Source organism: Paenibacillus pasadenensis DSM 19293, assembly GCF_000422485.1.
Lineage (GTDB): Bacteria > Bacillota > Bacilli > Paenibacillales > Paenibacillaceae > Paenibacillus_O > Paenibacillus_O pasadenensis.
Genome location: NZ_AULW01000045.1, coordinates 87,306 through 101,669 on the forward strand (window position 1 = coordinate 87,306; position 14,364 = coordinate 101,669).

Below are 14,364 nucleotides of genomic sequence, written 5' to 3' on the forward strand. Positions count from 1 at the left end.
TTCGACATTTATCTGATTATTCTGATCCTTAAGCGCCATTTCTTCCAAAGGAGGCAGGAGGCGCCCGTCATGCGGCGAATTCAAAGCAACCGCAAATCCATCCGGAAAGAAGGGAAATCATGGTCAAGAAAGGCTACAAAATCAACTTCATCGCGGCCGCGCTGGCGGCATCGCTGCTGCTGCCCGGCGGCACGTACGCTTCCCCAGCCGCAACCGGCGGCGAGCTGGCCGAATCCGGCTCCGCCACGGCCGCCTCGCAGGCGCTGCTTCAGAGCCGCCTGCAGCAAGGGCTGGCGCCGTCCGGCGCCGCTCTCGCCCCGTCGCTCGCGCGGGGGCTCGCCACAGCCGACACGACGCCGGCGCTCATCTCGCCGAGCCTCGACACAAAATCCTCGGCGCGCGTCAAAGTCATCCTGCAGCTCGAAGGAGCCGCGGTCGCGGAAGCCGAGTTCGCCGCCCGCCAAGGGCTCGCGCCGGCCGCTGCAGTGACGCCCTCGGAGGTCGACGCCGAGCAGGAGGCGCTGCTCGCGGCCGCCCGCCAGCGCGGCCTGTCGCTGCAGGTCACCTATCGCTACGACACCGTGCTGAACGGCATGGAGGTCGAGCTGCCGGCGAACCAGATTCCTCTGCTCGCCCTGCTCCCCGGCGTCAAGTCGATCCATGAGAACCTGACGTACTCCGCCATTCCGGCGGAGACCGTCTCGCCGACGGCCCTCTCCTCCGAGTGCAAATGCGACATCGACCCGCTGAAGCAGCTCGGCGTGCCGGAAGCTTGGGCCGCAGGGCTAACGGGCCGCGGGCTCAAGGTCGGCGTCATCGACACCGGCGTCGACTACCTGCATCCCGATCTGGCCGGCGCGTACAAGGGCGGACACGACTCGTACTTCAACACCGACGATCCCTATGAGGAAATCCCGAACGCCGCCACCGGCAACCCGGGCACCTCGCACGGGACGCATGTCTCGGGCACGATCGTCGGCCGCGCGGCAGCGGACTCGGACGTCGTGCAAAAAGGCGTCGCCTACGAGGCCGAGCTGCACGCCTACAAGGTGCTCGGCTACAACGCCGAGACGGGCCGCTCGTCCGGCTCCTCGGCGCAGGTCATCGACGGCATCGAGCGCGCGGTGAAGGACGGCATGGACGTCATCAACCTGTCGCTCGGCGCCGACGAAGTCAAGGACCCGTTCTCCCCGGACGCGATCGCGGTCAACAATGCCGTGCTCGCCGGCGTCATCGCCGTCGTGGCGAACGGCAACGCCGCGGACGAGGGACGCTACTACTACTCGATGGGCTCGCCGGCATCGAGCCAGCTGGCCATCTCCGTCGGCGCTGCGAGCAGCCCGAGCAGCCATTACGCGGCTACCGTCAGCGCGACCGTCTACAGCCGCACCGTCACCGACGTCGCTTACGGCGGCCTCGACTATGGCCTGAGCGCCATGGGCTGGCGCACCGGAGCGGAGGACTTCGCGTCGATCATCGGCACGGAGCCGGTCGAGGCGGTCTATGCCGGGCTCGGCGCGGAGAGCGACTACGAGGGACTCGACGCCGCCGGCAAGATTGTGCTCGTCTCGCGCGGCTCGCTCGCCTTCGTCGACAAGGCGGCCATCGCCAAGGAGCACGGCGCCAAGGCGCTGATCATCTTCAACGGGCTGAACGCCGGCGCGGCGGCCAACCTGAGCGAGTCGATCCCCGGACGCGACGGCTTCATCGGTCCGGTCGGCTTTTTCGGAGACAGCTTCCGCTATCTCCCGACGTTCGATATGGAAGGCGCCCCGGGCCGGGAGCTTGCCCGCATCGTGCTGGCGCATCCGGAGGCGGCGTTCACGCTGCAGTTCGGCGCCGACTACCCGCTCACGGTCGAGCCGGGCGACCGCATGGCGGGCTTCAGCTCGCGCGGGCCGGCCTCCGACGGCAAGCTCGGCATCAAGCCGGACGTCACCGCTCCGGGCGTGAACATCCTTTCGACCTGGCCGGCCTACGGCAAAGCAAATCCCGATGCCTCGTACGACGAGGCGTACAACCGCATCAGCGGCACGAGCATGGCTTCGCCGCATACGGCGGGCCTGGCGCTGCTGCTGCGCCAGCAGCATCCCGAGTGGACGCCGATGGACATCCGCGCCGCGCTCGCAAATACAGCGGATGCGATCTTTGACGAGACGGGCACGCTCTATGACGTCTACTCGCAGGGCGGAGGCCGCGCCAATATCGCCCAGGCGATCCGGACGCCGGCGGTGCTGCAGACGGTTGAGCCGCTCCAGCTGCTGGACGGCGATCTCCATCCGCTGGACGTGACGAACTTCGGCAGCAGCTACAGCTTCGGCGTCGTGCCGGCCGGAGCGGCTGCTCCGTCGGCTCCGCTGCGCGTCAAAAACACCTCCGGCTCCGCGGTGACCTACGCCGCCTCGGTCGAGCTGCACCCGTCCGTCACCTCCGACCCGGCGAATCCGATCGAGACGCCGGACGTGTCCAAGCTGACCGTCTCGCTGGACGGACTGTCCGGCGGCGGCGTGACCGCTCCAGCCGGAGGCACGGCAAGCTTTTCCCTGACCGCCTCCGTCGCGGACGATGCGGCCGAGGGCGCCTATGAAGGCTCCGTCGTGCTGACCGCTCCGGGACTGCCGACGCTGCGCCTCCCGTTCGCGCTGCATGTCGGCGACCGGCTGCCGGACAACGGCTTCGGCATCCAGGACCTGACGCTGTCCAGCCCGATCCTCTCGCCGGACGGCGACGGGGTGAACGATACGATCGACGCGAGCTTCACGCTCCATGCCGATGGCGTCAACCTCATCGATCTGGAAGTGTACGACGTGAACGACGATTACATCGGCATGCTGTTCCTCGCCGATGCGGGCATCGGAAGCTCCTTCCCTGCCGGCCGGTATACGGTGAGCGGCCTCGACGAGATGTATTATGACAGCTATGACGAGGACGGCCTGCCGATCTACAAGAAGCTGCCGGAAGGCACGTACACGCTCTACGTCGTCGCCACCGAGATCAACGCGAGCAGGCAGCTTGTGAACCAGTACTACACGACCAGGTCGATGGCCGTCGCCTACAACAAGACGGAGCTCGGCCTCGTCGCGAACGCCAAGGAGGCGTTCCAGGCCAACATCGTCAACACGACGGCCGTCGGCAAGCCGGTGCTGGAGCTGCCGGTCCGCCAAGGCGTCACGTACGCGGTGACGGGCAGCGACAAGCCGCAGCTGATCGCGGCGGACGGCGTGCTGGCCGCTCGTCCCAAGACGGACGACACCGTGACGCTGACCGTCACGATCGCCTCGGCCGCGGTGCCGACGATCCGCGACATCGTCCAGGTGCCGGTCGCGCTGAAGGGCGTGCCGGCCGAGCTCGGCGAGCGCGCCTTGAAAGGCGTGCTGCGCCCGTCCCAGACGAAGCTGCAGCTGAAGTCCTCCGTCTCCGCTGACGGTCTCGTCACCGTGACGGATGCCGACATTGCCGCCGCGCTCAAGGGCGCGAAAAAACCGCTCGCGCTCGTCGTCGGCGGCTCCTGGCTGGAGGACGGCGGAGCGGTCCGCCTGTCGCTGAGCGCCTCGCAGGCGGCGGCGCTCGCTAAAGCTCCGCTCGGCAGCTCGATCGCGCTGAACGCGGGCCGGGCCGCCGCCGAGCTGCCGCTGTACCTGCTCGCCTCGCTGCCCAAGGGCGCGGGCGCCGAGCTCGCCATCCGCGACGCAGCCGATCAGGCCGCGGCATTCGCGGCGGCTCGCCCGGGCACGACGCTGCTCGGGACGCCGGTGGCGTTCGAGCTCGGCTCGGTCGCCAGCGCGGGGGCGGCGCCGAAGCCGCTGCCGATTCCGGCCAGCGCGTTCGTGCGGCATGCGTTCGTGCTGGACGCCGGCAGCGACGCCTCCAAGGCCGGCGCGCTGTACCGGCACGGCAGCCAGGCGCTGCCGGCTCCGTCGACGTTCGCGGCCAACGCGGACGGGACGACGACCGTCGCCGTCTCGCATCCCGGCTATGCCGTCTACGCGGCCGCCAAGCGGACGGCCGCCTTCACCGACATCGGCGGCTCGCCGTACAAGGCAAGCATCCAGCGGCTGGCCGACAAGCTGCTGATCGACGGCACGTCAGAGACGAAGTTCTCGCCCAAGACGCGCCTGACGCTCGCCCAGTTCGACGACCTGATCAGCCGCGCATTCGGCTTGCCTCCTGTGGACGGCGACACGTTCGCCGGGTCCGTCTCGGCGAACGGCGCCGGAGCGGCGTTCTCGCCGCTGAACGCGGACTCCCGGGCGATCGCCTCCGGCTCCGGCCTGCTCGGCGGAACTGCATCCGCGGGCTCTAGCCTCGGCGGGCTGGCCGGCAAGTGGTACACGAGCGTGCCGATCATCAGCCGCGAGGCGGCCGCCGGCGTCATCGAGCAGCTGCTGCTCGCCGCGAAGCTGATTTGACCGCCGGCGCTCGGAGCACCTGCGCCTGCGCGGCAACGTCTTTTCACCTGGAATGAATAAAGGAAGCGCCCTGCCGGTCGGCAGGGCGCTTTTCCGCGTCTTGGAGGATACGCGCGCGCGGCGGATGAATCCAGGTCCGTTTCTTCCCCTCGTTTCCAGGCCGCCGCTTCCCGCCTGCAACATTTATCGTTAAGTTGGGAATATTTTCGCTTGAGCCATCGTTCTCCATCGCCTACTATAGATAAGTTGCCCTATTATAAGTAAAGAAACGGAGAGATAACCTGAAGTGGAGCAACCGCACCCGACCCCCTCTGCCAAACCCGGCCTCCGCCGAGGCCTTAAAACGCGGCATATGACGATGATCTCGCTCGGCGGCTCGATCGGCACCGGGCTGTTCCTCGCCAGCGGCGGCGCGATCCATAGCGCCGGACCCGGCGGAGCGCTGCTCGCCTACGGCCTCATCGGCCTCATGGTGTACTTCCTCATGACGAGCCTGGGCGAAATGGCGACGCATATGCCGGTGTCCGGCACGTTCAGCACCTATGCGAGCCGCTTCGTCGAGCCGAGCTTCGGCTTCGCCATCGGCTGGAACTACTGGTACAACTGGGCGATCACGCTCGCCGCCGAGCTGGCCGCAGCGACGCTCATCCTGAAATACTGGCTGCCCGGCAGCAGCTCGCTGCTCTGGTCCGCGCTGTTCCTCGCCCTGCTCGTCGGCCTGAACCTGCTGTCGGTGCGAGCCTACGGCGAGTCCGAGTTTTGGTTCGCGATGATCAAGATCGTCACCGTCATCGTCTTCATCGCCGTCGGCCTGCTCATGGTCGTCGGCATCTGGCGCGGCGACGGCATGGGCGACACCGGCATGGGCGGCACCGGCTTCGCCAACCTGACCGACAACCCTTTCCCGATGGGCATGCTGGCCGTGCTCGGCGTCTTCATGGCCGCCGGCTTCTCCTTCCAGGGCACGGAGCTCGTCGGCGTCGCCGCCGGCGAGAGCGAGGACCCGAAGCGCAGCGTGCCGCGCGCGATCCGCACGATCTTCTGGCGCATCCTGCTGTTCTACATGCTCGCGATCCTCGTCATCGGCCTGCTCATTCCCTACACGACGGAGGAGCTGGCGAGCAGCGACATCTCGCAGAGCCCGTTCACGATCGTCTTCGAAAAAGCCGGCCTCAGCATCGCGGCGTCCGTCATGAACGCCGTCATCCTGACCTCGGTGCTCTCGGCCGGCAACTCCGGCCTCTACGCCAGCACGCGCATGCTTTATACGCTCGCCAAAGAAGGCAAGGCTCCGCGCTGGCTCGCCGGCGTGAACGGACGCGGCGTGCCGGTGCCGGCGCTGCTCGTGACGGGCGCGTTCGGCCTGCTCGCCTTCCTCGCCTCGTTCTTCGGGGACGGCGTCGTCTACGTCTGGCTGCTGAACGCCTCCGGCATGACCGGCTTCATCGTCTGGATGGGCATCGCGATCAGCCACTACCGGTTCCGCCGCGCCTGGTCGGCTCAGGGCCGCTCGCTGGACGAGCTGACCTACCGCGCCAAGTGGTTCCCGCTCGGCCCGCTGCTGGCGATGGGGCTGTGCGCCGTCGTCATCGGCGGCCAGTTCGTCGGCGGCCTCTCGGACGGCCGGGTCGACTGGGCGTACATCGTCGCCTCCTACTTCGGCCTGCCGCTGTTCCTCGCCATCTGGCTCGGCCACAAGTGGAAGCATCGCACGAAGCTGCGCCCGCTGCAGGAGTGCCGGCTGGACCCGGAGGAGTAGCCGCTTTCGCCGGCGCTGCTTGCTAGCATGCGGCGTCGGCGGTCGAGGAGCGTGCGCCCGGACTGGCTCGCCACTGCTTTTCCCGTGCTGCCTCAACCGACAGACTCGCCTCAAGAGGCAAAAAGCGTCCAATCCACTTCGCAAGTGGATTGGACGCTTTTTCTATAGGCTTCTTCAGCGTTCTCGCGCTGTCCCGGTCGGATGCCAGTCCCGTTCCAAGGAAGGGTTCGCTCCGCTCAACAGCTCGATTCTTCTCGCCAGCGCTGCCGGGTTGCCTGCAACCCGACTTTTTCGGCTTGCAGCCCTCGAACCGCACTCACGTTCGCCTGCAACCCGATTTTTTCGGCTTGCAGCCCTCAAACTGCGCTCACGTTCGCCTGCAACCCGATTTTTTCGGCTTGCAGCCCTTAAACTGCGCTCACGTTCGCCTGCAACCCGCTTTTTTCGGCTTGCAGCCCTCAAACCGCGCTCACGATCGCCTGCAACCCGATTTTTTCGGCTTGCAGCCTCGCAGAATGCTCCAGCCCTCGCCCCTGCCTCAGCGGTTGTCGATCTTCTCCGGGTACAGGTCCAGGTTCATCATGCGGTGCTCCGCCATCTGCTCGTACTTCGTGCCCGGGCGGCCCCAGTTGCAGTACGGGTCGATGGAGATGCCGCCGCGCGGCGTGAACTTGCCCCACACCTCGATGAACTTCGGCTGCATGAGCGCGATCAGGTCGTTCATGATGATGTTCATGCAGTCCTCGTGGAAGTCCCCGTGGTTGCGGAAGCTGAACAGATACAGCTTGAGCGACTTGCTCTCGACCATCAGCTCGTCCGGGATGTAGGCGATGGTGATCGTCGCGAAGTCCGGCTGGCCCGTCATCGGGCACAGGCTCGTGAATTCCGGGCAGTTGAACTTGACGCGGTAATCGCGCCCCGGATGCTTGTTGACGAAGCTCTCCAGCACCTGCGGCGCGTACGTCACCGGATACTGCGTGCCCTGGTTGCCGAGCAGCGTGACGCCGCTCAGCTCCTCCTTGCTTCTTCCTTGCTCGATCTCGCTCATTCGTTCCTTCTCCTTTGTCGTTGAAAATAATCCTGCGCCACGCGCCGCGAGAAGGCCCATCTCGGGCCTTCCTTCCCGCCCGCCGCCACCCTCGGCACAGCCGTTCTGCCGCATTGTGGAAGCCGGGCCTTTGCCCCTATAATGAAGGGAACTATGTCCGCAAGGAGCGCGTCCCATGAAAATCCGATTCGTCGCCGCCGCGGCTCTTGCCGTCATCGTGCTGTGCGTCGTCGTCTTCACGATGCCGCCGGCCGAATCCTATCAGGACCCCGATACATTCTGGCATATCGAGGTCGGAGGCCAGGTGCTGGACACCGGCCAAGTCCCGCACACCGCCATCCATACGTTCTGGGGCGACGACAAGCTGCCCTACGTCCCGCATGAGATCGGCTTCCAGGTCGTCATCGCCTGGCTGTACCGCGCCTTCGGCTGGGCCGGCACCTACCTGCTGACCGCCTCCTGCCTGCTGCTGCTGGCGCTCGGCCTCTACCGCATGATGCTCGTCTCGCGGCGCGAGCTCGGCCTGGACTCGCGCGGCCGCGAGGCGATTTTGACGCTGCTGCTGCTGCCGGTGCTGTGGGGCATCTACGACATCTATTTCACGACGAGGCCGCAGATGATCTCGGCGTTCCTCATCGTCTGGTTCTTCGTGTTCCTGCGCGAGTTCCAGCTGCGGCCGGCCGCCCGCTACATGGTGCTGCTGCCGCTGCTTTCGCTGCTGATCGCGAACTTCCACTCCGGCGTCTGGCCCGTCATCGTCGTGTTCCTGGGGATGGCGCTGCTGGAGGCGCTCGTGACGCGCCGGCTGCTCCGCCGCCGCGTCGGCTGGCGCTGGCTCGTCGTCGCGCTATCCGTGCTCGGGGCTGGCTTCCTCAATCCCGGCGGAGCGAAGAGCATCCTGTTCATCCTCACCGTCACGCAGGACAACTTCAACCTGCTCATCAACGAGTGGAAGGCGATCCAGTTCAACAGCATGGGCAACCTGACCGCGACGCTCATGCTGCTGTCGTTCGTCGCGCTGCTGCCATTCAGCGTGAAAAAGCGGTTTTTCCGCTTCGAGTTCATGCTCGGCATCTTTTTCCTCGGCGTGTCGAACTACAAGTACCACCTGTTCCTGTGGCTGTTCGTCCTGTACTTCGCCGCCGTCGTCATCGAGGACGTGCCGGGACTGCGCCGCTTCCGCCTGCGCGTCGGGATCGCTCCGCTGGCCGCCGGGCTCGCCGTCGGGCTGGCGGTGAACGCCGTGTACAACTTCCAGCATGTGCCGTTGCCCAATTCGTTCAAGTACCCGGTCAAGGAGATGGACTACATCCTCTCCGACTTCGAGGGCCCGGGACGGCCGAAGGTCATGACGCTGTACGGCTCGTCCGGCTATGTCATGTTCCGCGGCGGCGACGTGCTCTCGGACGGGCGGCAGGATCCGTTCATCACGGACGCTACCAAGACCGTGTTCGGCTGGACCGCGTTCGAGCAGTCGATGCACGGCTTCCCCGTCTACGTGACCGATCTGGCCAAGGCCAACGATCCCGACTACATCATCGTCACCCGCAAGAACGGCTCCAGCGTGTTCTACCGCACCTGGGTCAAGGACTACGGCTCGCCCGTCAAGTCGGGCGACTTCGGCTACGTGTTCCGAGTGTCGGACAAAAAGGAGCCTTCCGCTTAGCGGGAGGCTTTTTGCCGCGCCGCGGGCGGCAGGGCGCCGCCCTACACACGTTTTTTCCGCGCGCAGGGGCCGGGTTCCCTCCGTTCAAGGCACTCTACTCCCTCAGCGCCCCGATTCGCCTCGTTCCCACGATTCAAGGCACTCTCGACTCCCTCAGCGCCCCGGTTCGCCTCGTCCTCTCGATTCAAGGCACTCTCGACTCCCTCGTTGCGCCGATTCGCCTCGTCCTCGCGATTCAAGGCACTCTCGACTCCCTCGACTCGCCGATTCGCCTCGTTCCCTCGATACAAGGCACTCTCGACTCCCTCGACTCGCCGATTCGCCTCGTCCCCTCGATTCAAGGAACTCTCGACTCCCTCGTCGCGCCGATTCGCCTCGTCCTCTCGATTCAAGGCACTCTCGACTCCCTCGGCGCGCCGATTCGCCTGGTTCCCGCGATTCAAGGCACTCTCGACTCCCTCGGCGTGCCGATTCGCCTCGTCCTCTCGATTCAAGGTACTCTCGACTCCCTCGTTGCGCCGGTTCGCCTGGTTCCCGCGATTCAAGGCACTCTCGACTCCCTCAGCGCACCGATTCGCCTCGTTCCCGCGATTCAAAGCACTCTCGACTCCCTCGGCGTGCCGATTCGCCTGGCGCTCTCCATTCAAGGCACTCTCGACTCCCTCGCCGTGCCGGAGCCGTCTCACACGCCGCGCTTGTTGCCCCACAGCCAGGCGTGGAGCTGAGGCAGCACGCGTACTTGCCGCCAGTCCGGGTCGGCCATGACGGCATCGACCAGACGCTCGTAGCGCGCCGCCAGATGCTCGCGCAGCGCGGCCGGGTCCGGCTCGTCGAGCCGGTCGTTGCCCGCCTGGAGGAACATCGACACCGCCGGAAAGCGGCGATGGACCTCCTTGGCGTAGGCAAGGTCGCTTCCTTGGCGGCTCGCTCCATCCGCCTGGACTGCCAGCCTTGCTCCGCCTGTCTCGCTCGCTGCGCTTGTCCCGGCTGCCGATCCCGCCTCGCTCGCCGGCTCCTCCATGACGACGACCTTCAGGCTCGGCGACCGGCCCGCCGCTGCGAGCCGCTCCACGATCTCGCCCAGCCGCGCCCAGTCAGTCGCCATGCCCGAGCTCGGCGGCTTCGGCGACAGCGTCAGCTCGTCGACGTCCAGGAACCAGTCCTGCCAATGGCTGCCCTGCGTCTCGAGCGCGATGATCGTGCCGCCGCTCCGCAGCAGCGCGATCAGCCCGCCGAGCTGCGGCAGCAGCGCCGGGTTGCCGCCCGAGAGCGTGACATGCCCCGGCCACTCGCCGCCGGACAGCGCCTTCAACTCCTCGAGCACGTCCTCCGGCTCCAGCCAGCGGATGTCGTCCTTGGCGCTGCCGTCCCAGGTGAACGCCGAGTCGCACCAGGAGCAGCTGTAGTCGCAGCCGGCGGTGCGGACGAAGCAGGTTTTGACGCCGATCACCATGCCCTCGCCCTGCACCGTCGGGCCGAACGTCTCCAGCACGGGGATGCGGGTGCGCCGCTCAGCCATGAGCGGCCTCCGGGCGATAGATCACATAGCTCGACGGCGTCTCCCGCAGGAACACCTGCAGGCAGCGCGCTCCGTTGCCGCGACGGTCGAGCTCCTCCTGCACGAGCTGCCAGACGGTGCGGGCGACGACCTCCGTCGTCGGGAACCGCTCCGGATCCAGCGCCGAATCGGCAATCGCCGCACTGCCCTGCCAAGCCGCGTCCGCCTTGCCGTGCCGGACCGCGCCAGACGCGGCTCCTTGCTCACCCGCCGCTTCCACAGCTGCAGCCCGCTCGGCCCAAGCGCCTCGCGCCGCGTCCGCCTTGCCGTGCCGCATCGCTTCCGCCGCCTTGCTGCCTTGCACCACCGCTTCCGCCGCCTCGCCTCCATTCGGCAGCCGCGCCGGACCGCCGAACAGCTCGTCCTCGTTGAGCAGCCGATGGTCGAACCGGTCCTGCACCAGCTTCTTGATCTCCGAGAAGTTCACGAGGAAGCCGCACTCGTCCAGCCGGTCGCCGCCGACGGTGACGTTGCAATAGTAGGTGTGCCCGTGCACGCGGCTGCAGCGGCCCGCCGCCTCGGCCGGAATGTAATGCGCCGCCGCGAAATGAAACTCCTTGTTCAGCTCGTAGCGGAACGGATGCGCGGGCGCCGGATAGATCGCATGCATCATCCTCGCGCCGCCTCCTTCGCTCCGCGCCGAGCCATGTACTTGTCCAGTCCCGCGCGCCGCAGCTTGCAGGCCGGGCATTCTCCGCAGCCGTCGGCCGGGATGCCGTTGTAGCAGGTGAGCGTACGCTCCCGTACGAACTCGAACGCGCCGAGCCGGTCGGCCAGCTCCCAGGTCTGCTCCTTGTCGAGCCACATGAGCGGCGTCTCGATGACGAACGTCTCGTCCATCGCCAGATTCAGCGAGACGTTCAGCGACTGGATGAACACGTTGCGGCAGTCGGGATACCCGCTGAAATCCGTCTCGCAGACGCCGGTGACGATCGTCTTGGCGCCGACGCCTTGCGCAAGCACCGCCGCGAACGACAGGAACAGCAGGTTGCGGCCCGGCACGAACGTATTCGGCAGCCCGCCCTCCTCCGCGGCGTCCGCCACGGCGACGTCGCTGCGCGTCAGCGAGCTCGGGGCGAGCTGCCCGAGCAGGCTCATGTCCAGCACATGGTGCCGGACGCCGAGCTCCGCGGCGATGGATGCCGCGCACTCCAGCTCCAGCGCATGGCGCTGCCCGTAGCGAAACGTCACCGCCTCCACTTCCTCATACCTTTGCAGCGCCCAAAACAGGCAGGTCGTGCTGTCCTGGCCTCCGCTGAACACGACGACCGCCTTGCCTTTCCGCTTATCGAGGGAGCCTCCCTCAAGCCTGTCCACCATCGTTATCCTTCTCCTCTCCTGACCGACCGAACCGGCAGAGAGAGCCAAGCGATTCTCCAATTCCTTCTTCCGCGCGCGGACAAAGAAAACGGCGGGCAGCCCGCCCCTTGCCTCGCAAGGAACGGCTGTCCGCCGAACGCAAAACACACGGATCCCCGACGGAATCGTGTGCTTGTAGTTTTTTATAGAGGGAGTTCGCGAACCTCTCCCGGCACTTCCGGCCCCATAAGGCCGCGCCGGACTTTACTCTTCGGTTGTCCCCACCAGCATAGCACAGCGCGCGGCCGCTGGCTACCGTCCGGCCTGCACCGGAGCGGGAGCGCCCCGACCCACGCTCCGCTGCCCGTCCGCTTCTCCTCCCGACCCGCCTTCGCTCCCCGTCCGCCGCTCCCTCACGCTTCGCTCCCCCACTCTCCGCTCCCTCTCCTCGTCCACTTCGCTTCTCATCCGTCCCTCCACGCCCGCCTCCATATCCGCCCCACGCCCCGACCCACGCTCCGCGTCCCTCCCGCTTCTCCCCGCCCGCAAAGCCCCTGCCGCGTACCGCCCTCGCACCCGCCCCGCTCCACGCCCGTCCTCCCGGTATGCTATAATGAGCGGCATTCGAGCATAGCGCGGAAGCCCGCGCGAAAGGAGGACCCGCCGATGAAGGCGATGAAGGCGCGCAGCTTCTACTGCACGTACGTCAAGAACAACCTGTTCTCGAAGCTGCTCGCGACGCTCTCGGCCATCTCGGTGCTGACGATCGTGACGCTGGCTTACCTGCTGTACGCCTTCATGGCGGAGTCCGTGCGCAGCGACATCCTCGCCAACCAGCGCCGCGCGATGGAAGCGGTGTCCGCCCGCCTGCAGGCGAGCAGCGACAGCGTGCAGCGCATCGTCGCGGACATTTACCAGGACCAGGCGCTCAGCCAAAACGTCACCTATCTGCTGTCCCATCCGTTCGCCGACTACTTCCGCTACCGCATCGACCGCTATGCGGACGAGCCGCGCGCCGGCTACGGCAACGCCATCACGTACTTCGAGCGCCGGCTCGCGGCCGACAGCTCGATCCGCCAGCTCATGCTGTACAGCTCCGTCGAGCAGTACCTGTATGCGTGGAAAGCCGGCGGAAGCCCGCAGCTGCGCGAGCTGAACTCCGCGCTGTCGTTCATCCCCGATGCGATGGCGCTCGAGCTGCCGGCGATCTCCGCGCCCAATCTGTGGGTCGCGCGCGAGCTCGGCCTCGACGCCGACCGGCTCTACGCGGTGCGGGCGGCCGTCAACAATCCCGGCACCTTGCAAAAAACCGGCCAGCTGCTCGTCCACTTCAGCTCGGACAGCCTCGTCTCCGCCCTCCGTCCCTATCTCGACGAGCTCAAGGGCTACGTGCTCGTGCTGACGCCGCAAGGCCAGGTGCTGTTCGACTCGTCCGGCCGCTATTACGGCTCCATCTACCCGTACGCCTCGCGCATCAGCACGCTCGACTCCGCGGCGGCGCTCGACCGGCCGTCGCAGGTGGCGGTGCTGAGCGACAGCCTGGCCGGCTACTCGGTCGTCGGCGTCGTGCCGGACGCGCAGCTGGAGGCGGCGTCCGCCGGCCTCCGGCGGACGGTGATGCTGCTGAGCGGGATCGGCATCCTGCTCGCCGTCGTGCTGCCGGGCATCGCCGTGGCGAGCGTGGCGCGCCGCACAGGCAGCCTCGTGCGCCTCATGCGGCGCGTCGAGTCCGGCGACTTCGCCGGCCGCATCCAGGACGAGCGCGGCGACGAGCTCGGGCAGATCGGCCAGGGCTTCAATCGCATGCTCGACCAGCTGAACCGCCAGATCGAGCAGGAGTACAAGGCCGAGCTGCGGCAGCGCAGCACCGAGCTGTCCGCGATCCAGGCGCGCATCAACCCTCATTTCCTGTCCAATACGCTCGAGGTCATCCGCATGCGGGCCGTGTCGCGCGGTGCGGACGACGTCGCGGAAATGATCTACAGCCTGTCCGTGCTGTTCCGCAGCATGGTCGGCAGCCGCAGCCTCGTGCCGCTGCGCGAGGAGCTGGAGCTCGGCCGGCGCTACCTGGAGCTGTTCCGCATCCGCTACAAGGACCGGTTCGCCTACTCCATCCGCATGGACGACAGCCTGGCCGGACGCCCCGTCGTGAAGCTCTCGCTGCAGCCCGTCATGGAAAACTACATCGTGCACGGCCTCGACACCGAGCGGGACGACAACCGCTTCGACATCTCCGCCGCGCGGGGAGAAGGCGCGCGCATCGTCGTCACGCTGCGCGACAACGGCCGCGGCATGGCGCCGGAGGCGCTGGAAGCGCTGCGCCAGCGGCTGCAGCGGCCTCCGCAAGGCCAGGACGAGGGCGGCAGCTTCGGCCTGCAGAGCATCCGCGACCGGCTGCGGCTCGTCTACGGCCCGAACGCCGCCGGACTCGACATCGACAGCGCGCCCGGGGCCGGCACGACGGTGACGCTCTGGTTCCCGGACGGCAGCGACAGCGGGTCCGGCGAGCCCGGGGGAGCCGAGGAACGCTAGGCCCTCCCTCTCCGGGACGTCGGCCGCCGCTTTTGCCGCTCCTCCCTTCGGAAGCCGGCCCCCGCCCTGGCCTTTCCGCCCCGCCTCGCGTTC

At 67.1% G+C, this 14,364-nt stretch carries 9 protein-coding genes and 1 riboswitch; of the genes, 4 read left to right on the forward strand and 5 right to left on the reverse strand.

Annotated features, from left to right (window positions below):
- The first annotated feature begins 119 nt into the window (after positions 1–119).
- Positions 120–4,409 carry a S8 family serine peptidase gene (locus H582_RS26415; RefSeq protein ID WP_052333040.1) on the forward strand — a complete coding sequence of 1,430 codons (4,290 nt, stop codon included), beginning with the start codon at positions 120–122 and terminating at the stop codon, positions 4,407–4,409.
- A gap of 352 nt (positions 4,410–4,761) precedes the next feature.
- The gene (locus tag H582_RS0107085; protein WP_084136781.1) at positions 4,762–6,168 is read left to right on the forward strand and encodes an amino acid permease; all 1,407 of its coding nucleotides are present in this window, start codon (positions 4,762–4,764) and stop codon (positions 6,166–6,168) included.
- A 538-nt stretch (positions 6,169–6,706) separates the two neighbouring features.
- Here the strand turns inward: H582_RS0107085 and queF are convergent.
- Positions 6,707–7,216, reverse strand: a complete 510-nt coding sequence (queF, locus tag H582_RS0107090) for a preQ(1) synthase (protein WP_043111038.1) — start codon at positions 7,214–7,216, stop codon at positions 6,707–6,709.
- 175 nt (positions 7,217–7,391) lie between these two features.
- On the opposite strand from queF, the gene H582_RS0107095 reads away from it, so the two are divergent.
- Complete coding sequence (locus tag H582_RS0107095; protein WP_028597982.1) at positions 7,392–8,882, forward strand: hypothetical protein; 1,491 nt, start codon at positions 7,392–7,394, stop codon at positions 8,880–8,882.
- Positions 8,883–9,564: 682 nt separating this feature from the next.
- Here the strand turns inward: H582_RS0107095 and queE are convergent.
- The 4 genes from queE to H582_RS31645 all read right to left on the reverse strand — a co-directional run bounded on the left by queE (position 9,565) and on the right by H582_RS31645 (position 12,207).
- On the reverse strand, positions 9,565–10,401 hold the full coding sequence (gene queE, locus H582_RS0107105; RefSeq protein WP_028597984.1) for a 7-carboxy-7-deazaguanine synthase QueE: 837 nt from the start codon (positions 10,399–10,401) through the stop codon (positions 9,565–9,567).
- Positions 10,394–11,053: a 6-carboxytetrahydropterin synthase gene (locus tag H582_RS29880; RefSeq protein ID WP_028597985.1), complete on the reverse strand. Its 660-nt coding sequence runs from the start codon at positions 11,051–11,053 to the stop codon at positions 10,394–10,396. Before H582_RS29880 ends, queE begins: the two co-directional genes overlap by 8 nt.
- A complete protein-coding gene (gene queC / locus H582_RS0107115) occupies positions 11,050–11,760 on the reverse strand; it encodes a 7-cyano-7-deazaguanine synthase QueC (protein ID WP_052333041.1) in 711 nt (236 codons plus the stop codon). Before queC ends, H582_RS29880 begins: the two co-directional genes overlap by 4 nt.
- 168 nt (positions 11,761–11,928) lie before the next feature.
- A riboswitch (PreQ1 riboswitch) is annotated at positions 11,929–11,972 on the reverse strand.
- A gap of 79 nt (positions 11,973–12,051) precedes the next feature.
- Positions 12,052–12,207 carry a hypothetical protein gene (locus H582_RS31645; protein WP_156876690.1) on the reverse strand — a complete coding sequence of 52 codons (156 nt, stop codon included), beginning with the start codon at positions 12,205–12,207 and terminating at the stop codon, positions 12,052–12,054.
- A gap of 198 nt (positions 12,208–12,405) precedes the next feature.
- On the opposite strand from H582_RS31645, the gene H582_RS26430 reads away from it, so the two are divergent.
- The gene (locus H582_RS26430) at positions 12,406–14,271 is read left to right on the forward strand and encodes a sensor histidine kinase (RefSeq protein ID WP_052333042.1); all 1,866 of its coding nucleotides are present in this window, start codon (positions 12,406–12,408) and stop codon (positions 14,269–14,271) included.
- Positions 14,272–14,364 lie beyond the last annotated feature (93 nt).

Coding starts and splice junctions, on each gene's coding strand:
- H582_RS0107095 (WP_028597982.1), top strand. CDS start 7,392: ATGAAAATCCGATTCGTCGCCGCCGCGGCTCTTGCCGTCATCGTGCTG.
- H582_RS26415 (WP_052333040.1), top strand. CDS start 120: ATGGTCAAGAAAGGCTACAAAATCAACTTCATCGCGGCCGCGCTGGCG.
- queF (WP_043111038.1), bottom strand. CDS start 7,216: ATGAGCGAGATCGAGCAAGGAAGAAGCAAGGAGGAGCTGAGCGGCGTC.
- H582_RS26430 (WP_052333042.1), top strand. CDS start 12,406: ATGAAGGCGATGAAGGCGCGCAGCTTCTACTGCACGTACGTCAAGAAC.
- H582_RS29880 (WP_028597985.1), bottom strand. CDS start 11,053: ATGATGCATGCGATCTATCCGGCGCCCGCGCATCCGTTCCGCTACGAG.
- queC (WP_052333041.1), bottom strand. CDS start 11,760: ATGGTGGACAGGCTTGAGGGAGGCTCCCTCGATAAGCGGAAAGGCAAG.
- H582_RS0107085 (WP_084136781.1), top strand. CDS start 4,762: ATGACGATGATCTCGCTCGGCGGCTCGATCGGCACCGGGCTGTTCCTC.
- H582_RS31645 (WP_156876690.1), bottom strand. CDS start 12,207: ATGAGAAGCGAAGTGGACGAGGAGAGGGAGCGGAGAGTGGGGGAGCGA.
- queE (WP_028597984.1), bottom strand. CDS start 10,401: ATGGCTGAGCGGCGCACCCGCATCCCCGTGCTGGAGACGTTCGGCCCG.